Origin of the sequence: Micromonospora cremea, from assembly GCF_900143515.1 — a bacterium.
GTDB classification, from domain to species: domain Bacteria; phylum Actinomycetota; class Actinomycetes; order Mycobacteriales; family Micromonosporaceae; genus Micromonospora; species Micromonospora cremea.
Genome location: NZ_FSQT01000002.1, coordinates 2,154,747 through 2,174,113 on the forward strand (window position 1 = coordinate 2,154,747; position 19,367 = coordinate 2,174,113).

Annotated in this window: 18 protein-coding genes; 13 read left to right on the forward strand and 5 right to left on the reverse strand. The window is 73.1% G+C overall.

From position 1 onward, the window contains the following. Nucleotides 1-36 precede the first annotated feature (36 nt). From BUS84_RS23455 to BUS84_RS23480, 6 genes are all read left to right on the forward strand, one after another. Nucleotides 37-588, forward strand: a complete 552-nt coding sequence (locus BUS84_RS23455) for a SigE family RNA polymerase sigma factor (RefSeq protein ID WP_074315618.1) — start codon at nt 37-39, stop codon at nt 586-588. Further along, on the forward strand, nt 585-1,001 hold the full coding sequence (locus BUS84_RS39080) for a hypothetical protein (RefSeq protein WP_074315620.1): 417 nt from the start codon (nt 585-587) through the stop codon (nt 999-1,001). Before BUS84_RS23455 ends, BUS84_RS39080 begins: the two co-directional genes overlap by 4 nt. A 40-nt stretch (nt 1,002-1,041) precedes the next feature. Further along, nucleotides 1,042-1,743: a TolB family protein gene (locus BUS84_RS23465; RefSeq protein ID WP_074315622.1), complete on the forward strand. Its 702-nt coding sequence runs from the start codon at nt 1,042-1,044 to the stop codon at nt 1,741-1,743. A 150-nt stretch (nt 1,744-1,893) separates the two neighbouring features. Then, nucleotides 1,894-2,661: an SGNH/GDSL hydrolase family protein gene (locus tag BUS84_RS23470; RefSeq protein WP_074315624.1), complete on the forward strand. Its 768-nt coding sequence runs from the start codon at nt 1,894-1,896 to the stop codon at nt 2,659-2,661. Between the two features lie 2 nt (nt 2,662-2,663). After that, nucleotides 2,664-3,110 carry a hypothetical protein gene (locus tag BUS84_RS23475; RefSeq protein WP_074315626.1) on the forward strand — a complete coding sequence of 149 codons (447 nt, stop codon included), beginning with the start codon at nt 2,664-2,666 and terminating at the stop codon, nt 3,108-3,110. A 72-nt stretch (nt 3,111-3,182) separates the two neighbouring features. Then, nucleotides 3,183-4,085 carry a sulfurtransferase gene (locus BUS84_RS23480; RefSeq protein ID WP_074315628.1) on the forward strand — a complete coding sequence of 301 codons (903 nt, stop codon included), beginning with the start codon at nt 3,183-3,185 and terminating at the stop codon, nt 4,083-4,085. Nucleotides 4,086-4,134: 49 nt separating this feature from the next. Here the strand turns inward: BUS84_RS23480 and BUS84_RS23485 are convergent, their stop codons facing one another. From BUS84_RS23485 to BUS84_RS23495, 3 genes are all read right to left on the reverse strand, one after another. Further along, nucleotides 4,135-5,334 (reverse strand): hypothetical protein, encoded by a 1,200-nt coding sequence (locus BUS84_RS23485; RefSeq protein WP_074315629.1) that lies wholly within the window; start codon nt 5,332-5,334, stop codon nt 4,135-4,137. Further along, nucleotides 5,331-5,888 (reverse strand): SigE family RNA polymerase sigma factor, encoded by a 558-nt coding sequence (locus BUS84_RS23490; RefSeq protein ID WP_074315631.1) that lies wholly within the window; start codon nt 5,886-5,888, stop codon nt 5,331-5,333. The genes BUS84_RS23485 and BUS84_RS23490 overlap by 4 nt, the downstream gene beginning before the upstream one ends. 68 nt (nt 5,889-5,956) lie before the next feature. Next, complete coding sequence (locus tag BUS84_RS23495; protein ID WP_143728492.1) at nt 5,957-6,538, reverse strand: TetR/AcrR family transcriptional regulator; 582 nt, start codon at nt 6,536-6,538, stop codon at nt 5,957-5,959. Nucleotides 6,539-6,645: 107 nt separating this feature from the next. Between BUS84_RS23495 and BUS84_RS23500 the strand changes: the two genes are divergently transcribed. Beyond that, complete coding sequence (locus tag BUS84_RS23500; RefSeq protein ID WP_074319046.1) at nt 6,646-7,803, forward strand: FAD-dependent oxidoreductase; 1,158 nt, start codon at nt 6,646-6,648, stop codon at nt 7,801-7,803. On the opposite strand, the gene BUS84_RS23505 is transcribed toward BUS84_RS23500, so the two are convergent. Further along, the gene (locus BUS84_RS23505; RefSeq protein WP_074315632.1) at nt 7,800-8,993 is read right to left on the reverse strand and encodes an MFS transporter; all 1,194 of its coding nucleotides are present in this window, start codon (nt 8,991-8,993) and stop codon (nt 7,800-7,802) included. The two genes, BUS84_RS23500 and BUS84_RS23505, sit on opposite strands and share 4 nt — an antisense overlap. Nucleotides 8,994-9,112: 119 nt before the next feature. Between BUS84_RS23505 and BUS84_RS23510 the strand changes: the two genes are divergently transcribed. The 5 genes from BUS84_RS23510 (at nt 9,113) to BUS84_RS23530 (ending at nt 16,982) form a co-directional block, all read left to right on the forward strand. Further along, nucleotides 9,113-10,900 (forward strand): HSP90 family protein, encoded by a 1,788-nt coding sequence (locus tag BUS84_RS23510; RefSeq protein ID WP_074315634.1) that lies wholly within the window; start codon nt 9,113-9,115, stop codon nt 10,898-10,900. Between the two features lie 2 nt (nt 10,901-10,902). After that, on the forward strand, nt 10,903-13,794 hold the full coding sequence (locus tag BUS84_RS23515; RefSeq protein ID WP_074315635.1) for a hypothetical protein: 2,892 nt from the start codon (nt 10,903-10,905) through the stop codon (nt 13,792-13,794). Nucleotides 13,795-13,867: 73 nt separating this feature from the next. Further along, nucleotides 13,868-14,467 (forward strand): TetR/AcrR family transcriptional regulator, encoded by a 600-nt coding sequence (locus tag BUS84_RS23520; protein WP_074315637.1) that lies wholly within the window; start codon nt 13,868-13,870, stop codon nt 14,465-14,467. Between the two features lie 73 nt (nt 14,468-14,540). Continuing rightward, nucleotides 14,541-15,878, forward strand: a complete 1,338-nt coding sequence (locus tag BUS84_RS23525) for an acetyl-CoA carboxylase biotin carboxylase subunit (protein WP_074315640.1) — start codon at nt 14,541-14,543, stop codon at nt 15,876-15,878. A 192-nt stretch (nt 15,879-16,070) separates the two neighbouring features. Next, the gene (locus BUS84_RS23530) at nt 16,071-16,982 is read left to right on the forward strand and encodes a hydroxymethylglutaryl-CoA lyase (protein WP_208869913.1); all 912 of its coding nucleotides are present in this window, start codon (nt 16,071-16,073) and stop codon (nt 16,980-16,982) included. Between the two features lie 65 nt (nt 16,983-17,047). Here BUS84_RS23530 and BUS84_RS23535 read toward each other — a convergent pair whose 3' ends face one another. Continuing rightward, nucleotides 17,048-17,623 carry a snapalysin family zinc-dependent metalloprotease gene (locus tag BUS84_RS23535; RefSeq protein WP_074315644.1) on the reverse strand — a complete coding sequence of 192 codons (576 nt, stop codon included), beginning with the start codon at nt 17,621-17,623 and terminating at the stop codon, nt 17,048-17,050. A 200-nt stretch (nt 17,624-17,823) separates the two neighbouring features. Here BUS84_RS23535 and BUS84_RS23540 point away from each other — a divergent pair, with 200 nt between their 5' ends. Then, a complete protein-coding gene (locus tag BUS84_RS23540) occupies nt 17,824-19,356 on the forward strand; it encodes an acyl-CoA carboxylase subunit beta (protein WP_074315646.1) in 1,533 nt (510 codons plus the stop codon). Nucleotides 19,357-19,367: the final 11 nt, after the last annotated feature.

Below are 19,367 nucleotides of genomic sequence, written 5' to 3' on the forward strand. Positions count from 1 at the left end.
AGCTCGCGTCTGGGAAGGCATCAACCTCGCCGCACCATGACCCGAAGGATCGGCTCGTGTGGACCTCTGCTGACGGAGTTCGACTCGTTCGTCCGTGCCCGAACGCCGGCGCTGCTGCGCTCGGCCTACCTACTCACCGGCGACCAGCACCTGGCCGAGGACCTGGTCCAGTCGGCGCTGGCGCGAACCCACCGCTCGTGGAACCGGCTGCGCGACAGCGGCAACGCCGAGGCGTACACCCGGAGGATCATTTACCACCTCCAGGTGTCCTGGTGGCGCCGCCGACGGGTGTCCGAGTCGATGCCGGGCGAGCTGCCCGAGCCACGCGGAGGCGACTCGGCCCCCGACCACGCCCACCAGACGAGCCTGCGGGTCACCCTCCGGGCGGCGCTGCTGAAGCTCTCCGCGAAGCAGCGGGCCGTGTTGGTCCTGCGCTTCTTCGAGGACCGCACCGAGGCGGAGGCCGCCGACCTGCTCGGCGTGACCGTCGGCACTGTGAAGAGCCAGACGGCCAAAGCGCTGGCCAGGCTGCGTGCCGTCGCGCCCGAGCTCGCCGAACTGTACATCCTGGAAGGAAGCACCCGATGAACGACGAGCGCCTCCGGTCCGACCTGACCGATCTGGCCGAGGAGGTCACCGTGGTCGACCTCCGGGACCGAAGCCTGCGGACGTCTCGCCGCCTCGGCCTCCAGCGCGCTATCGCCACCTCGGCCGCCGCCGTGGTCCTGCTCGGGGCCGCCACCGGCACCGCCCTGGCGGTGCGGCCCGACGCCGGACCCGGTCCGGTGCCGGCCGACTCGCCCACGGCCACGGCCACGGCCACGGCCAGTCCCGTGCCTGTCCCGTCCACCCCGGCGCCGAGCGTGACGCCCTCCCGGCCGCCCGTGCCCCCGGCCACGTCGTCGCCGGCCACGCCCACCGCCCGGTTCGGAAAGGTCGTCTACGCCGACGCCGACCGCCGACCAGGGCACTGTCCGCCTGTGGTCGTGGGAACCAGGTGACTCGCCGACCCGACTGCTCGCCCTGCCCTGGGAGCCCGCGGTGCTGAGCGCGACGGTCTCCCCGGACGGGCGTCGGGTGGCGTGGGTGGAGCGCGACGGAACGCTCTGGGTCTCCGCGCTCGACGGCTCGGGGAAGCGGAAGGTCCGCGAACAGACCGATTCGATGTGCCAGACGGCCTGGTCACCGGACTCGCGGCAGCTGACGGCCAGCGTCGCCGGAGAAGGGGCCGGGCTGGTGGACGTCGTGTCCGGCGCCTACCGGAAGGTGGACGGCCTCCTCGGCTGCCACCCGGTCTGGGCCGCCAACGGCACCATCGCGCTGGCGGACGGCGGGGACGGCACGGTGTTCCTGACCGACCGGCGTGGTGCCGCGCGGCGCGTCATACCGGGCCTTGGCGGCAAGGGAAGCGCGTACGGCTGCTACGACCTGGCCAGCATCTCCCCCGATGGGCGGCGGATCGCCCTGTTCCGGATCGCCCGCGGGTCCGAGCCGGGCGACGCTGCTCGGTCCCTGCTGGCGAACGCCGTGCTGGACACCCGGACCGGCAAGTCGGTAGCGCTGCCGCTCAGCGGTCGCGAGCTGCGACAGGTCTTCTTCCAGGCCGACGGGTCCATGGTGGTGCGTGTTCGCAGCGGCGACCGGTACACCCTGCTCCTCGTCGACGAGGCCGGAAAGAAGGTTGCCGAGCAGCCGGAGCCGGCGAGCCTCCGGGACATGCAGATCATCAACGCCCTCGGCTGAGCGGGGCGAGGGGTGGCCCGGACACGACGTCGGGCCGCCCCGAGCGCGACTGATGACCTCCGCCACGTCGTCCCTCCGGGGGCACCGAAGGCCGCGTCTCCGGTGACAGACTGGTCGCCGCAGGCAACGGGTGGCGTGAGGGGAGCGCGGGTGCGCTGGCGCAGTTTTGTCGCGGTCGGGGACAGCTTCACCGAGGGTATGGACGACGCGTACCCGGACGGCACCTACCGCGGTTGGGCGGACCTGGTGGCGACCCGGCTGGCCGCCGACGTCGGTCCCGATTTCCGCTACGCCAACCTGGCCATTCGGGGCCGGCTCTTTCCCGGCGTGGTCGCGGAGCAGGTGCCCGCCGCGGTAGCCATGAAGCCCGACCTGATCAGTTTCGCGGCCGGTGGCAACGACGTGCTGCGCCGCACCTTCGATCCGGACACGTTGGTCGCCCGCTTCGACGACGTGGTGCGGCAGTTGCGCTCGGGCGGCGCGGACGTGCTGCTCTTCCGGTTCGCCGACGTGATGGCCCGGCTGCCCGGCCAGCGCCTCGTCGCCCCCCGGGTGGAGCTGCTCAACCAGGCGGTCGGCGAGACCGCTGAGCGGCACGGCGCCATCCTGGTCGACCTGTACGCCGACGACACCTTCCTCAACCCGATGCTCTGGAGCACCGACCGGCTGCACCTGAACCCGGCCGGGCACCGACGGGTGGCCGGGCAGGTACTCAACGCGCTCGGCGTCGGCTGCGACGAGGAGTGGCTGCTCGTTCCGGAGCGACCGCTGCCGAAGCCGTGGCTGGCCGCCCGGGGAGACGATCTGCGTTGGGCCGGCCGGCACCTCGCCCCATGGATCAAGCGCCGGCTCACCGGCCGCTCGTCCGGCGACACGGTCACCGCGAAGCGTCCCTCGCTGAGCCCGGTCACCGACTGACCATGCTGACCCTGCACACCGCGCCGCTGCTGCGGCTCACCCCGGGTGGCGAGCCGGTGCCGGATCACGCCGTGGTGGTGGGCGCCGACCGGATCGAGGCCGTCGGCCCGCTGGCCGAGCTGAACGGGGCGTACGCCGGGGTGCGGGTCCGCCGCTGGCCCGGCACGCTGGGGCCGGGGCTGCTGAGCGACGGGCCGCTGCCGGCCGCGCCGACCCCACGCGAGCGGGTGTACGCGCTGCTGCGGCGCGGGGTGACGGCGGTGCTGGCGGAGCATCTCGCCGACCCGGCGCTGCGGGCCGCCGTCGACAGGAGTGACCTGCTGGTGCTGCCGGCCGCCGTGCCGCCGACCCTGCTGCAGGGCGGGCGCGCCGATCTGGCGGTCCTCGACGCCGACGGCGCCTGCCTGGTGACCGTGGTCGCCGGTCGGATCGCCCACCGCCGCGCCTGACCACCCGCCCCGTGCGCGGCGTCGCACCCGATGGCCGGTCGCCGGGCAGGGTTGCGGCGTACCTTGGGGATCATGTCTGTGCCGAACGATCCTGATCCCCGCCTTCAGTCGTACGCGGACCCGCAGCGGCTGGTCACCACCGACTGGCTGGCCGAGCACCTGGGCGACGAGGGCCTCGTCGTGGTCGAGTCCGACGAGGACGTCCTGCTCTACGAGTCCGGCCACATCCCCGGCGCCATCAAGGTCGACTGGCACCTGGAGCTGAACGACCAGGTGACCCGGGACTATCTCGACGCGAAGAGCTTCGCCGAGATGTGCGCCGCCAAGGGCATCGGCCGAGGCGACACGGTGGTCTTCTACGGCGACAACTTCAACTGGTGGGCCGCGTACGCCCTCTGGGTCTTCTCGCTCTTCGGGCACGCCGACGTGCGGCTGCTGGACGGCGGGCGGCAGAAGTGGATCGCCGAGGGGCGCGAGGTGACCCGCGACAAACCGTCCCGCCCGCGCGCCGGCTACCCGGTGCCGCTGCGCGACGACACGCCGCTCCGGGCGTTCCGCGAGCAGGTGATGGCGCACATCGCCGCTGGTCGGCCGCTGGTTGACGTCCGGTCGCCCGGCGAGTACACCGGCGAGATGCTGCACATGCCGGACTACCCGCAGGAGGGTGCGCTGCGTGGCGGGCACATCCCGGGTGCGGTGAACAAGCCGTGGAAGTCCGCCGCCAACGAGGACGGCACGTTCAAGTCCTCGGACGAGCTGCGCGCGATCTACGCCGACCAGCTCGGGCTCAGCCCGGACGACGACGTGATCGCGTACTGCCGGATCGGTGAGCGGTCGAGCCACACCTGGTTCGTGCTGCGGCATCTGCTGGGCTATCCGCAGGTGCGTAACTACGACGGCTCCTGGACCGAGTGGGGCAACCTCGTCCGGGCTCCCGTCGTCAAGGGCGACCAGCCGGGTGGCCTCGCCGCCTGAGCGACCCAACCGTCCCCGCGCGGCCGTTGTCGTCTCGCGGGGACGGTGCTCAACCGGCCAGTGCCACCACGCCGGGCAGGTCGCGGACCACGCCGGTGATCTCGCCGGTCTCCGGGTGCCAACGCGCCACGCCGGCCGGTTGCAGGCGGAGCAGCACGGCGCCCTCGTTGTCCCAGCCGAGCACCTCGCAGCAGCCCTTCCACCGGTCCCGACCCAGGTCGAGCACGTGGGCCACCGCGCCGGTGCGGGCGTCCAGCACGGCCACTCCCTCGGCCCCGTCGATCTCGCCGCTGGTGATCCACGCCGCCCGGGCCAGCCGCTCGCCGTGCAACCAACCCCGGCCGTAGAACTCGTTGATTTGGTACGGCACCGGCAGCGCCGAGCCGGTGACCGGCTGTTCGGAGCGAACCGTGCCCTCGCGGGCGGTCCGGCTGCGCAGCATCAGCCCGCCCCGTTCGCCGCCCACCTCGACGAGCGCCGCCTCGCGGCCGGCCGCCGGATCGGGTGCGACCAGGTCCCAGGGCGACACGTCGACCTCGCTCGCCGCGCCGGTCACCCGGTCCACGGCGTACGTCCGGTCGTCGTCGCCGACGAGCACCCGGTCGCTCGCCCAGACCACCAGTTCCAGGTAGCCGTCGAGTGGGATCCGGCGCACGGTAGCCGCGGTGAGGTCGACCATGATCAGCTCGTTGGTCTGGGCGAACGCGGCCGACCGACCGTCGGGTGACAGCACTCCCGGCTTCACGGCGGACGCCTCGTTGCCGCTCTCGTCCCGGGTGGGAGCCAACGTCACCACGTCGAGACTGCGCACCACGCCGTCGTTGCCGAGCACCCGGACGGGGCCGTTCGCGTGATTCTCCTGATCCAACGGCTGGAACAGTGCCAACGCACGCTGGACCGGTCGCGTGGAGAGTGGCACGGTCGCCGGGTCACCGAGCCGGGCCAGTGGGTCGGGTGGGAAGGTCAGCTCGGCGGGGGCACGCACCACCGGCGGGGCATGGCTGGGCTCGGCGGTCGGTGCCACCGAACGGTTCGGTGCCACCGAGAGGTCCGGCGGTGACTGGGCGGGTGGTCGCAGGGCGGCCACCGTGCCGCCGCCGATCAGTGCCACGGCCAGGGCCACCGTGCCGACCGCCCGTCGGGTACGTCGGGTACGCCGTGCCCGCTCCCAACCGGCCACCGCCGGGTGGCTGGGCCGGATGTCCTCGACGCTGACGGTCAGCAGTCGGCGCAGTTCCTGCTCGTTCACGGGTTCACCTCCATGCCGGTGGCCAGGTCGCCGCGAGCCGTCGGGTCCTGGGCTGGCCGGGAGTCCCGGGCGAGGTCCGGGGCCACCTCGCGGAGCCGGCGCAGGGCGGCGTGGCACTGGCTCTTCACGGTGCCGACGGTCACTCCGAGCGCCTCGGCGGTGGCCACCTCGGTCAGGTCCTCGTAGTAGCGCAGCACCAGCACGGCCCGCTGCCGGGGCGGGAGCAGGCCGAGCGCGTCATGCAGCGTGAGCCGTAGCGTGCCGTCGCGGTCGGGGGCCACCTGCTCCGGCGGCTCGGCGCTGAGCCGTTCCCGCCGCCGGCGGCGCCACCACGACACTGTGTCCCGGTAGAGGATGGCCCGCACGTACGCGGCGGGATCACCGTCGCGGACCGTTGTCCAGCGCAGCGCCAGCTTGAGCAGCGCGTCCTGGAGCAGGTCCTCGGCCTGGTGCCGGTTGCCACAGATCAGGTAGGCCGCGCGCAGCAGGCGGTGCTGGTGGCTCTCCACGAAGGCGAGGTAGCCGTCGCGTCCGTCGCTTGCCGCCGGTCCCATCCGCCCACCTCCCGGCCGTCGCGTTCGGCCTCACCTGGCAGACGCACGGGGAGGGGGAAAAGGTTGGGTCAGCTGTCCGGCTGCCCGGTCAGGTAGCGCTGGAGGGTTGGTGCGACCCAGGAGACCACCTCCTCCGGATCGAGCTCCACCATGGGTGGCAGGCGGACGATGTAGCGGGTGAAGGCGAGGCCGAGGATCTGACTGGCCACGAGGCCGGCACGCCGAGCGGTGGTTGCCGGGTCGGTCCCGAACGCCGCCACGGCCGCGGTGAGCTGGTCGGCGAAGATGCCGCGCATTCGCTCCGCCGCGCCCGGATTGGTGCTGGCGGCGCGGAGCAGTGCCACGAGCGTCTCGTCGCCGTCCCACCGGGCGAGGAAGTGCCGTACCAGCACATCGCCGAACCGCCCGGGTGGCAGGTCGGTCAGGTCGGGCAGCCGCAGGTCGAACTCGGCTGCCGCCGCGAAGAGCCCCTCCTTGCTGCCGTAGTAGCGCATCACCATCGACGGGTCGATCCGGGCGTCGGCGGCGATGGCCCGGATCGTGGCGCGCTCGTACCCGTCCGCCGCGAACCGTTCGCGAGCGGCTCGCAGGATCGCGGCTCGGGTGGCGTCCGAGCGGCGGGGTTGGGTCGGGTGGGCGGGCGCTGTCATGTCAACGACCGTATGCCAACGCCTGTTGACACACAATGAGCGGCGACCTAGCGTTGCCAACAAGTGTTTGCCAACAACTGTTGGCAACGGTCGTCCGGGAGGTGGCCATGCTGCCCACGCATACCGACGTTCTGGTGGTTGGCGCCGGCCCCACCGGCCTCGCCACCGCGCTGACACTGGCCCGCCGCGGAGGGGAGGTGATCGTGGTGGACCAGCTCGGCAGCCCGCCGGTGACCTCCCGCGCGGCCGTCGTGCACGCGTACACCCTGGAGGTGCTGGACCGGATCGGCGCTGCGGCGCCGCTGATCGGCCAGGGGGTGCGGGCGCCGCGCTTCACGGTCCGTGACCGGGACCGGGTGCTGCTGTCGGTCCCGTTCCACCAGTTGCCGTCCCGCTTCCCCTACGCGCTAATGGTCTCCCAGTCGGTGACCGAGGCCGTGCTCACCGAACGCCTGGCCGACCTCGGCGTCCGGGTCCGGCGGCCGTGCCGGCTCTCCGATCTGAGTCGCACCGCGGACGGGGTGCTCGCGCAGGTCGACGGGGCCGGGGTGCGCGCCCGGTTCGTGGTCGGCGCGGACGGCCTGCACAGCACGGTCCGGCAGTTGGCCGGCATCGGCTTCACCGGCCCCAGCGACGAGGAGTCGTTCGTGCTGGCCGACGTCCGGGTGCGCAGCGCCCTGCCCCGCGACGAAGCGGCGCTCTTCCTCGCCCGGTCCGGGCCGCTGATCTGGGCGCCGCTCCCGGACGGGGTGGTGCGGCTGGTCGCCGCCGTGCCGGCGGCCCCGGCCGAGCCGGACCTGGCGTACCTCCAGGCGCTGCTCGACGAGCGCGGCCCGGCGCGGCGACCCGACCGGGTGACCGAGGTGCTCTGGGGATCCCGGTTCCGGGTGCACCACCGGATCGCCGACACCTTCCGGGCCGGACCGGTGCTGCTGGCCGGCGACGCCGGGCACGTGCACAGCCCCGCCGGCGGGCAGGGCATGAACCTCGGCATCTGCGACGCGGTGGCGCTCGGCACCGCTCTGGCCGACGTGCTCGGCGGCGGCCCGGAGACGCTGCTCGACGACTACACCGCCCGGCAGCGCCCGATGGCCGAGGACGTGCTGAGCTTCGCCGCCGGGCTGACCCGGCTGGCCACCCTCTCCCCGGCCCGCCGGCCGTTCCGGGACGTGCTGCTCCGGCTGCTCGGTGCCCTACCGCCGGCCCGGCGCCAGATCGCGCTGCGCCTGTCCGGGCTGTCCCACCGGGAACGAACACCGGGCTAGGCCCGCAGTGTCCGCCACGCTGCCAGGGTGACCAGTGCGAACGTCCCGGCCGCCGCATCCGCCACCGGCACGGTTCCGTACGCCGAGGCGACCAGACCGGCGAGCGCCGCTCCCACCGGTGCGGTGAGCAGCCCGACCATCCGCTGGGCGGCACCCACCCGACCGAGCAGGCCTCTCGGCACGTGCCGCTGTCCGTACGACGCCCACAGGCTGTTCCACACCACGGTGCCGGCGGCGAAGACGGCCAGCGCGATCCCGCCCGGCACCGGATGCCGGGCCAGCGCGAAGCCGGTCAGCGCGACGGCCTGCACGGCGAGCACCGCGCCCAGCGCGTGCACCGTGCCGAGCCGGGCGGCGAGCCGACCCGCGCCGAGCGCCCCGACCACGCCGCCGACGATCACACCCGCGGCGAACAGCCCGTACCCGGCCGGCGGCACCCGCAACACGTCCAGCGCGTAGAGCACCAGCACCGCCAACAGACCGCTGATCGCCAGGTTGCTCGCGGCGGCGAGCAGTGTGACCCGCCACAGTGTGCGGTGCCCACGTAGCCACCGCACCCCCTCGACGATCTCGCCCCACACCGACCCCCGACGACCTCCGGCTGCCGCGTGCGGCGCGGGTGTCGGAGTGAGGGCCAGGACGAGCAGGGCGGCCACGGCGAAGGTGACGGCGTCGAAGGTGAACGGGAGGGCGGGGGCGGCGGCGAAGAGAACGCCGGCGGCGGGCGCGCCGAGGAAGCCGCCGGCCACCGCCGTACCCGCCTGGAGCCGGCCGTTCGCCCGGGGCAGCGCGGCCGGCGGCACCAGCGCGGGCAGCAGCGCGAACGAGGCGGCGTCGAAGAGGGTGCCCAACGCGGAGAGGAGGAACGCGGCCACCAGCAGCGTCAGGATGCCGGCCCGGTCGAAGGTGACCGCCACGGCCAGCGCCGCCACCACGACGGCCCGTACCCCGTCCACCAGGGCCATCGTCCGCCGGCGGTCCCAGCGGTCCGCGTACACGCCGCCGAGCAGGCCGAAGAGCAGCGGCGGTAGCTGAGCGACCACGGTGACCGCCGCGATGACCCGGGGGTCGCGGGTCAGCGTCGCAGCCAGCAACGCCAGAGCCGGCGTACGCAGCGCGTCCCCCAACCGGGAGGAGACGGTGGCGGACCAGAGCAGCCGAAAGTCCCGGCCGAGAGCGGAGGTGGTCATGGCGGTGACCGTGCGGGTTCGACCGGGTCGAGGGTCAAGCCGCTGGGCGAAAGGGGGACGCACGTCTCGGTGATCATCGGTACGGTGGGCGCCGGCATCGGACCGGGGAGAACTCAGGCGTGGACCACACCTTCCAGGTCGACCTCCGTGGCGTGGTCGACCTGCTCAGTCATCACCTCTACGGCAGCCCGCGGGTCTACGTCCGCGAGCTGCTGCAGAACGCGGTGGACGCGATCACCGCGCGACGTGCGAACGAGCCGGACGCTCCCGCGCTGGTCCGCATCGAGCCGCCGGACATCACCGGCGACGGCACGCTGCGGGTGCACGACACCGGCATCGGCCTCACCGAGGCGCAGGTGCACGAGCTGCTGGCCACCATCGGCCGCAGTTCCAAGCGCGACGAGCTGGGCTTCTCCCGGCACGAATTCCTCGGCCAGTTCGGCATCGGCCTGCTCTCCTGCTTCCTGGTGGCCGACGAGATCCAGGTGCTCACCCGGCACGGGGACCACCCCACGGTCCGCTGGACCGGGTACGCCGACGGCCGCTACGCGGTGACGGTGGCGCCGCCGGAGGCCGCCCGCGCCGAGCCGGGCACGACGGTCACGCTGGTGCCCCGCCGGGACGCCGACCAGTGGTTCAGCACCCCGACCGTCACCGACCTGGCCCGGCTCTTCGGTGCCCTGCTGCCGGTCACCGTCCGGGTCGGCGACGTGGTCACCACCACCGGCGAGCCACCCTGGCCCACGACGGCGGGAGCGCCGGTCGACCGGGCCGCGCTGATCCGGTACGCCCGGGAGATGCTCGGCGTCGACCCGTTCGACGTGGTGCCACTGACCGTGCCGGAGGCCGGGCTGACCGGTGTCGCCTTCATCCTGCCCACCCCGGTGAACCCGGCGGCCCGGGCCGGGCATCGGGTCTACCTCAAGCGGATGCTGCTCACCGAGCACGCCGACGGGCTGCTGCCGGACTGGGCGTTCTTCGCGCACTGCGTGGTGGACGCGACCGAGCTGCGCCCGACCGCCAGCCGGGAGGCCCTCTACGAGGACACCCTGCTGACCTCCACCCGGGAGGCGCTCGGCGACCAGGTACGCGGCTGGCTGGTCCGGCTGGCGCGGCACGACCCGCACCGGCTGGCCGAGTTCCTCCAGGTGCACCACCTCGGTGTGAAGGCGTTGGCGCTGCACGACGACGAGATGCTGCGGCTGGTCGACCGGTGGTGGCCGATGGACACCAACGTCGGCACGCTCACCCTCGCCGAGTTCCGCGAGCGCTACGGGGTGCTCCGCTACGCGGCGAGCCTCGACGAGTTCCGCCAGCTCGCCGCGGTGGCCGCCGCGCAGGACCTGGCGGTGGTCAACGCCGGCTACACCTACGACACCGAGCTGATCGAGCGGCTGCCGGTGGTGGACCGCTCGGTGCTGATCGAGCGGCTGGAGCCGAGCGACCTCACCACCCGCTTCGACGGCCTCGACCCACAGGTGGAGCTGGCCCTGCGGCCGTTCCTCACCGCGGCGCAGCGGGCCGTCGAGCGCTCCGGCTGCGAGGTGGTCATCCGGGCGTACGACCCGGTCTCGCTGCCCGCGCTCTACCTGGTCAGCCGGTCGGCGGCGTTCAACGACCAGCTCGCGGCCAGCCGGGACCGGGCCGACGAGCTGTGGGGCGGCGTACTCGACGCGCTCGCCGCCACCGCTCCGCCGGACCGCCCGCAGTTGGTGCTCAACCACCGCAACCCGCTGGTCCGCCGGGTCACCATGCTGGCCGACCCGGAGCTGGTCGGGCTCGCCGTCGAGGCGCTGTACGGGCAGGCGCTGCTGCTCGGCCACCATCCGATTCGCGCGGCCGACGCCGCTCTTTTGAACGATTCCTTCCTCGGCCTGCTCGGCCGGGCCGTTCCGGGACGGGAGTGAGCATGGGCGACGAGGATCTGTGGCGGGTGCTGCGCGGCATCGCCGACATGCCGTACGGGGCGGGGCAGATCGCCGCGCTGGAGCAGTTGCTGCGCCGGGTGGACGCCGCGGACGACCGGCACCTCGCCTTCGTCACCCGGATGCAGGCCACCACCGGGTACGTCTACGGCGGTGAGCCGGCGAAGTCCTTCGTGACCTTCTCCTGGTGCCTGTCCGAGTTCGACCGCGATCCGCAGCCCTACCACCAGCGCCACCTGCACCAGCTACTGTGGCACTTCAAGTACATGGTGTCCGGCCTGCTGAAGTTCCCCGAGGTGCCACTGGACCGCACGTACGCGGTGCTGGACGACATGGAACGGCGCTACAAGGGGGGCGGGCACAGCCTGCAGACCGTCCACAAGCACCGGTTCCGGGTCGCCGACCACGTGGGCGACGCCGAGGCGGCCGCGCACTGGTACCGGCTCTGGCAGACCACCCCGCGCGACGAGCTCTCCGACTGCGCCGGCTGCGACCCGACGAGCCAGGTGGGCTACCTGGCCGACACCGGGCGGGACGCCGAGGCGGTGACGCTGGCCGAGCCGGTGCTCGCCGGTCGGCTCACCTGCACCGAGCAGCCGCAGGCGATCCTCACCGCGCTGCTCCTGCCGTACCTGCGCACCGGGCGGGGTGAGTCGGCGCGGGACGCGCACCGGGAGGCGTACCGCCGGCTGCGCGGCAACCTCGCCGACCTGTGGGACATCGGCGACCACATCGAGTTCTGCACGTTGACCGGCAACGAGGCGCGGGCGGTGGAGCTGGTCGAACGGCACCTGGACTGGTTGGACCGGCCGCCGTCGCCGGCCGCCGCGATGCACTTCGCGGCGACCGCCGCCGCCTCGCTGCGCCAGGCCGGCCTGATCGGCGCGCCGACCGTGTACCGCCGTGCCGCCGAGGGCCGGCTGGCCGGGGAGGTGCCGGCGCTGGTGCTCGCCGACGAGCTGGCGGAGACCGCGACCAAGCTGGCCGCGCGCTTCGACGCCCGCAACGGCACCGCGCACCAGTCGGAGTGGATCGCCCACCGGCTCGCCGTGCGGGCCAGCGGTGAGCACCTGCCGCTCTCCGCCAGCGTCCGCCGCCGCCCGGCCCGCCCGACCGGGGAGGAGCCGAGCATCCACCCGGACCGGGGTGCGCCACCGGCCGCCGCCGACCGGGCGCGGGCTGGCGACGGGACCACCGTGACCCTGCCCGCCGACGCCGGCCCGGACGAGCTGCTGGCCCTCGCCGAGGAGAGCTGGGGCCGGCACGACCGGGCCACCTTCCGGGCGGCGCTGGCCGCCTGCGACGAACGGTTCGGTACCGACGACCTGCCACCGCGCACGGTCGCGCACCGGCTGGCGCTGCGGGCGGCCGAGCGCGGCGACGAGGACGACATCCCGGGCGCGATCGAGATGAACCGGGCGGCGCTGAGCCGGTACCGGGAGGCGGCCGAGGAGTTGCCCGCCCAGGTGGTCGCCGGGCGGCTCGGCGTGCTGCTGACCCGCTCCGACGACGACGCCGAGGAGGGGCTGGCGCTGGTCCGAGCCGCTGCCGAGGCGTTGGAGCGGCTCGGCGACGCCCGACAGCGGGCCGCCGGGCATGACCGGGTGGCGCTGGCGCTGCTGCACCGGGAACGCTGGGCGGAGGCGCTCGACGCGCTCGACCGGGCGCCGGCCGACGCGGGCGGCGACCGGCACCTGGCGGCCCGGATCGCGCTGCATCGGGCACACCTGCTGGAGCAGTCCGACCGCGTCGAGGAGGCCCGCGCGGCCGCCGACGAGGCTCGCCGGATCGGTCGCGAGCTGGGCATCGGCGAGGTGATCACGGCGGCCTGCCTGACGTACGTCAGGACGGTGGACGATCCGGCCGACGCCGTGGCCGCCTGTGACGAGGCGTTGCGGGTGGCGCCGGCGGATGCGGAGCTGCCGGTCCGGGTCGCCAGGGCCCGGGCGCTGCTCTCCGCCGGGCGGGCCGCCGACGCGGTGGACGACTTCGTCGAGGCGGTGACGCTCTGCGTCGAGCGGGGCGCGCAGGGGGACGCCTTCCTGCGCTGGGAGCTGGCCAACGCGTACCGGATGGTGGGTCGGCTCGGTGAGGCGGCCGAGGTCGCCGAGGAGGCCGTTCTCGGTCTGGACCGGCTCGGCGCCCAGGCGGAGGCGGACCGCTGCCGGCACCTGCTGGCCGGCGTCTACGCCGGGCTCGGCGAGATCGACCCGGCGCTGGCACTGCTGGAGCGGCTGGCCGACAATCTGGACGGCCCGGACAACCTCCCGCACCGCGCGCAGGTGCTGGAGGAGGCCGGCGGCATCCTCTACGACGCCGACCGGGACGCGGTGGCCGCCGAGCGGTTCGCGGCTGCCGCCACCGCGTACCGGCTCGCCGACCTGCCCCTCGACGAGCTGCGGGCCCGCCGGCGGGAGGCGTACGCCTGGTTCTGGTCCGATGACCGGCCGGCGGCGGTACGCACCATCGAGTTGGTGGACGGGGTGGCGGCGACGCTGGCCGGGCAGCCGGAGCAGCCGCCGCCGGTGACGTACGAACTGGCGATGGCTGCCGAGGCCGGGGCGCGGGTGCTGACCGGCGAAGACCGGCCGGACGAGGCCCTGAGCCGGCTCGCCGGGGTGCCCGACCGGTTGCGATCGATCGAGGCGTTCGGCGAGGCAGCGCAGGTGGAGATCCTCGCGGGCGAACTGTTGCTGCGCCTGGACCGTCCGGCCGAGGCGGAGCCGCTGCTGCGCCGAGTGCTCGGTGGGCTCCCGGCCGACTCGCGGCCGGTACGCCAGACGGCCTGGCTGCTGGCCCGTGCGTTGGACCTGCTGGACCGGCCCACGGAGGCCGCGGCGCTGCGGGCGGAGCACGACCTCGACCCGGACGACTGACCGCGGTGCGGCCTGCGCAACCGACCGGTAACCACCGCTCCACCGCGCGCAGTTCGCGGTCTACGCTTGCCGCGTGACGGTGGAGCAGCAGGCACGGGGCGCGGCGGGTGCGGGCCGACGCCGGTCCCGCAAGGACGAGATCCTGGAGATCGCGGTCGGTCTGTTCGCCGCCCGGGGCTACCACGGGGTGTCGATGGACGACATCGGCGCGGCCGCCGGGGTGACCGGTCCGGCGCTCTATCACCACTTCGCCGGCAAGGAGGCGATGCTCGCCGCCGCGCTGATTCCGGTCAGTGAAGGGTTGTTGGCCGGCGGGCGGGAGCGCTCCGCCGGGCATCCGGACGACCCGCGCGGCGTACTGGAGTCGCTGATCGACTTCCACGTCGAGTTCGCGCTGGCCAACCCGGCGGTGATCGCGTTGCATCTGCACGAGCTGGACCGGTTGCCGGACGAGCCGCGGCGGCGGATCCGCCGCCTGCAGCGGCTCTACGTCGAGGAGTGGGTCACGGTGCTCACCGCGCTGCACCCCGGCATGCCCGACGGCGAGGCGCGGGTGCTGGCGCACGCCGCGTTCGGCCTGATGAACTCGACCCCGTTCCTCGGTGGCGAGGTGGACCGGCGGCGCCGTGCCGAGCTGCTGCGTGACGCCGCCCTGGCCGCGCTGCTCGCCTGAGCCCGACTCGTCAGAAGCGTGCCGGTCATGGTTCCCTGACAACCGTCCCAACATCCGGACGCCGGGAGGAAACATGATCGAGTCACTGCTGGTCGCCAATCGGGGCGAGATCGCCCGCCGGATCATCCGGACCGCCAGGCGGCTCGGCATCCGCGCGATCGCGGTGTACTCGGAGGCCGACGCCCACCTGCCGTTCGTCGCCGAGGCGGACGAGGCCGTTCTCATCGGCCCGCCGAACCCGGCGCAGAGCTACCGCAACGCCGAGGCGATCCTCGCCGCCGCGAAGTCGACCGGCGCGCAGGCCATCCACCCCGGGTACGGCTTCCTGTCGGAGAACGCCGAGTTCGCCCGTACCGTCGAGTCGAGCGGCCTGATCTGGGTCGGCCCCGGCGCGGACGCGATCACCGCGATGGGCGACAAGATCAACGCCCGGAACCTGATGGCGGCGGCCGGCGTTCCGGTCGCGCCCGGCACCACCGACCCGGCCGCCGACCTGGACACGGCGGTGTCGGCCGCCGCCGGGATCGGTTACCCGGTGATGGTCAAGGCCGCCGCCGGTGGCGGTGGCATGGGTATGGGCGTGGCCGTCGACGAGGCCGCGCTGCGCACCGAGTACGACAAGGTGCGCGCGTTCGCGGAGCGGATGTTCGGTGACGGCTCGGTGCTGATCGAGCGGTACTTTCCCCGGGTGCGCCACGTCGAGGTGCAGATCCTCGGCCTGGCCGATGGCCGGGTGGTGGCGCTGGGCGAGCGGGAGTGCTCGGTGCAGCGCCGCAACCAGAAGCTGGTCGAGGAGTCCCCGTCTCCGGCGGTGTCGCCGGAGCTGCGCGAGCGTTTCCTGGCGGCGGCGGTGCGGGCCGGTGAAGCGGTCGGCTACCGCAACGCGGGCACGGTGGAGTGCCTGCTCGATCCTGCCACCAACGAGTTCTTCTTCCTGGAGATGAACACGCGCCTCCAGGTGGAGCACCCGGTCACCGAGTACGTCTACGGCGTCGACCTGGTCGAGGAGCAGTTGCGGGTGGCGTCCGGGCTGGCGCCGACCTTCGATCCGGATGCGCTGGCGCCGGGTGGGCACGCCATCGAGATGCGGATCAACGCCGAGGACCCGAAGCGCTTCCTGCCCGGCCCGGGCGTGGTCAGGACCTGGGTGGAGCCGACCGGCGAAGGGGTCCGGGTGGATTCCGGCTACACCGAGGGCAACACCGTCACCCCGTTCTACGACAGCCTGATGGCCAAGCTGATCATCAGTGGCGCCACCCGCGACGAGGTGATCGAGCTGGCCCGGACGGCGGTCGCCGCCTTCCAGATCGAGGGCCCGAAGAACAACCTGCCCTTCTTCGCCGAGCTGCTGGAGAACGAGGAGTTCCTGTCCGGCGCCTACGACACCGGCATCGTCGGACGCATGCGCTGACCCGGCCGGGCCGCCGAGCCGGTGGCCCGGCGGCACTGGCAGCCGCGCCCTTTGCTCTGCTTACCTGGACGCAACAGCGGTCGTCCGGATAGCGGACAGTCGCCGTTGCGTCCGTTGAAGCAGTGCAAAGGGCGCGGTGGAGCCGACATCCCGCCCCGATCCGACGTCACAGCGAGGTGACCGATGAGCCAGTTGCCAGATTCCGTGTCGATCCGCGAGGTTGGGCCCCGCGACGGGCTGCAGAACGAGGACCCGATCCCGACCGACGCCAAGGTGCGGTTGCTCGACGCGCTCTCCGCGACCGGGGTACGCCGGATCGAGGCGGTGTCGTTCGTGCACCCGAAGGCGATCCCGCAGATGGCCGACGCCGATGAGGTGTGGCAGCGGGCGGCGCGGGCCGACGGGGTGCGCTACTCGGCCCTGGTGCCCAACACTCGCGGCGCCCAGCGGGCCCTGGCCGCCGGGTTCACCGAGATCGAGGTTGTGGTCTCGGCCAGCGACACGCACAACCGGCGCAACGTCAACCGCTCCACGGACGAGTCGCTGGACGACATCGCCGAGCTGATCGACCTGCTGCACGGTGCCTCCGCACGGGTCGAGGTGATCGTGGCGACCAGCTTCGGCTGCCCGTACGAGGGGGACGTCGACCCGGAGCGGGTGGCCGGCATCATGGATCGGGTGGTTCGCGACGGCGCGGACCGGGTCGCGTTCGGTGACACCACCGGCATGGGCACTCCGCGCCGGGTCCGCGAGCTGCTGACCGCGGTACGCGATCGCAACGCGCACGTGCCGGTGCTGCTGCACTTCCACAACACCCGGGGCACCGCGCTGGCCAACCTGCTGACCGCGCTGGAGCTGGGGGTGACCGAGTTCGACGCCAGCGTGGGTGGCCTCGGCGGCTGCCCGTACGCCCCGGGTGCCAGCGGCAACCTGGCCACCGAGGAGGCTGTGCACATGCTGCACGACATGGGCATCGACACCGGCATCGACCTGGCCGCGCTGATCGAGGCGGCCGAGCTGGCCGAGCACCTGCTCGGCAAGAAGCTCCCGTCCGGCGTCCTGCGTGCCGGCCCCCGTACCCGGCTGACGCCGATGCCGAGCTGACCCGCTCGGCAACGCGGGGAGGGGCCGGCAGCGTGCCGGCCCCTCCGACGTGTCTGCCGAGCGGGTCAGCCCACCGGGGTGAGCGCGGCCGGCCAGCTGTCGCGGAAGATGTCCGCTCCGGCGCGGTCCGTGCTGCGCTCGGTGGCGATACGGGTGCCGGCGAAGAGGTTGCTCACCCGATTCGCCTCGGTGGTGCTCGGGTACGGGTTGGTGCAGCTGGTGCCGGCGCTGCCGCCGGACATCAGGAGCGCGCAGTTCCCGTTGTAGTTGTCCGGCAGGCCGAGGATGTGGCCGATCTCGTGGGTCATGATCCGCAGCGGGCTGTACTGCGCCGCCTGCCGCGCGTCGATGTAGACCCGGCCGTTGCCGAGGCTGGTCCGCACGGCGTATGAGCCGCCGCCGGTGATCTGGTAGATCCGCAGGTTGGAGCCGCAGTTCGCGGAGAGCGTCAGGTTGACGGTGGCGTTGTTCCAGATCGAGGCGGCCTGGTTGGCGGTGCCGGCGAAGCTTCCCGCCTGGCTGGTGTTGTAGCAGATGGTCATGGCGGCGGACGCGGGCGAGGGGTTGGCGATCGTGACGCCGAGGGTGGCGAGCGCCGTCGCGACGAACGCGACCGCGAGCCGATTGAGTCGTGAGGTCATCGCTGACTCCAATCCGGGAGGAGGGGGTGTCAGGAGCCTAGGGACATAGATTCATGTATTTCAATACTTCTTTCGAAGGCGCGCCCGTGCTCACCTCCCCGCGCCACCCGACCGCCGCCCGGGCCGCCGGTGGGTCGCCGGGTGTCGCACGAATGCGATAGCCTAACGATCGTTCAGGTCAGTACGGCGAGGGAGTCAGCGTGACGCTCGACGGTGAGGCGCTGGAGCAGCTGCGCAAGCGGGCCCGGTCCGGCGGCGCGGACAAGTACCACGCGGCGAACGCGGCCAAGGGCAAACTCTTCGCCCGTGAGCGGGTCGCGCTCCTGGTCGACGAGGGTTCGTTCGTCGAGGACGGCCTCTACGCCAACGCGCTGGCCGAGGGGCTGCCCGCCGACGGCGTGGTCACCGGCACCGCCACCATCGACGGCCGACAGGTCTGCCTGATGGCCAACGACTCCACCGTCAAGGCCGGCAGCTGGGGCGCCCGCACCGTCGAAAAGATCATCCGGATCATCGAGCGGGCGTACGGCACCGGCGTGCCGATGGTCTACCTGGTCGACTCCGCCGGCGCCCGGATCACCGACCAGGTCGACCTCTTCCCCGGCCGGCGCGGCGCCGGCAAGATCTTCTGGAACCAGGTTCGCGCCTCGGGCTCCATCCCGCAGGTGTGCGCGCTGTTCGGCCCGAGCGCCGCCGGTGGGGCGTACATTCCGGCGTTCTGCGACGTGGTGGCCATGGTCGACGGCAACGCCAGCATGTACCTCGGCTCCGACCGGATGGTCGAGATGGTCACCGGCGAGAAGACCACCCTGGAGGCGATGGGCGGGGCCAAAGTGCACACCGCCGAATCCGGCGTCGGGCACTTCCTCTGCAAGACCGAGGCCGACGCCCTCGACGTGGTGCGCCGCTACCTGTCGTACCTGCCGGCGAACTGGACCCGGACGCCGCCGGCCGCCGAGGCCGTCGCCGCGCCGGAGAAGGCCGACCTGGCCGCGCTGGTGCCGGCCAGCGAGCGGCAGGCGTTCGACATGCGGCGGTACGTCAAGGGCCTGCTCGACGAGGGTTCCTTCTTCGAGATCCAGGCGCTCTGGGCCAAGGAGCTGACCATCGGCTTCGGTCGCCTCAACGGCGAGGTCGTCGGCGTGGTCGGCAATAACTCGATGTTCAAGGGCGGCGTGCTCTTCGTCGACTCGGCCGACAAGGCGACCCGGTTCGTGCAGCTCTGCGACGCGTTCAACGTGCCGCTGCTCTTCCTCAGCGACGTGCCCGGCTTCATGGTCGGCAGCGTGGTGGAGAAGCAGGGCATCATCCGGCACGGCGCAAAGATGGTCACCGCCATCTCCGAGGCGACGGTGCCGAAGATCTGCGTGGTGGTCCGCAAGGCGTACGGCGCCGGCCTCTATGCGATGGCCGGCCCCGGGTTCGAGCCGGACGCCACCATCGCGCTGCCCACCGCGAAGATCGCGGTGATGGGGGCCGAGGCCGCGGTGAACGCGGTCTACGCCAACAAGATCGCTGCCATCCCGGACGCGGACGAGCGGGCCGCCTTCGTCGCTGCCAAGCGGGCCGAGTACGAGCAGGACATCGACGTCGTCCGGCTCGCCAGCGAGCTGGTGGTGGACGCCATCGTCGAGCCGCACGACCTGCGTACCGAACTGGTCCGCCGGTTCGCCGCGGCGCGTACCAAGGATCGGCACTTCTCCCGGCGCCGGCACGGCGTCACACCGGTCTGACCTCTCGACCG

What these genes read in the sequence shown, in the direction of transcription:
- BUS84_RS23455 (WP_074315618.1), top strand. Translation starts at nt 37, where the DNA reads ATGACCCGAAGGATCGGCTCGTGTGGACCTCTGCTGACGGAGTTCGAC.
- BUS84_RS39080 (WP_074315620.1), top strand. Translation starts at nt 585, where the DNA reads ATGAACGACGAGCGCCTCCGGTCCGACCTGACCGATCTGGCCGAGGAG.
- BUS84_RS23475 (WP_074315626.1), top strand. Translation starts at nt 2,664, where the DNA reads ATGCTGACCCTGCACACCGCGCCGCTGCTGCGGCTCACCCCGGGTGGC.
- BUS84_RS23480 (WP_074315628.1), top strand. Translation starts at nt 3,183, where the DNA reads ATGTCTGTGCCGAACGATCCTGATCCCCGCCTTCAGTCGTACGCGGAC.
- BUS84_RS23490 (WP_074315631.1), bottom strand. Translation starts at nt 5,888, where the DNA reads ATGGGACCGGCGGCAAGCGACGGACGCGACGGCTACCTCGCCTTCGTG.
- BUS84_RS23495 (WP_143728492.1), bottom strand. Translation starts at nt 6,538, where the DNA reads ATGACAGCGCCCGCCCACCCGACCCAACCCCGCCGCTCGGACGCCACC.
- BUS84_RS23500 (WP_074319046.1), top strand. Translation starts at nt 6,646, where the DNA reads ATGCTGCCCACGCATACCGACGTTCTGGTGGTTGGCGCCGGCCCCACC.
- BUS84_RS23505 (WP_074315632.1), bottom strand. Translation starts at nt 8,993, where the DNA reads ATGACCACCTCCGCTCTCGGCCGGGACTTTCGGCTGCTCTGGTCCGCC.
- BUS84_RS23515 (WP_074315635.1), top strand. Translation starts at nt 10,903, where the DNA reads ATGGGCGACGAGGATCTGTGGCGGGTGCTGCGCGGCATCGCCGACATG.
- BUS84_RS23525 (WP_074315640.1), top strand. Translation starts at nt 14,541, where the DNA reads ATGATCGAGTCACTGCTGGTCGCCAATCGGGGCGAGATCGCCCGCCGG.
- BUS84_RS23535 (WP_074315644.1), bottom strand. Translation starts at nt 17,623, where the DNA reads ATGACCTCACGACTCAATCGGCTCGCGGTCGCGTTCGTCGCGACGGCG.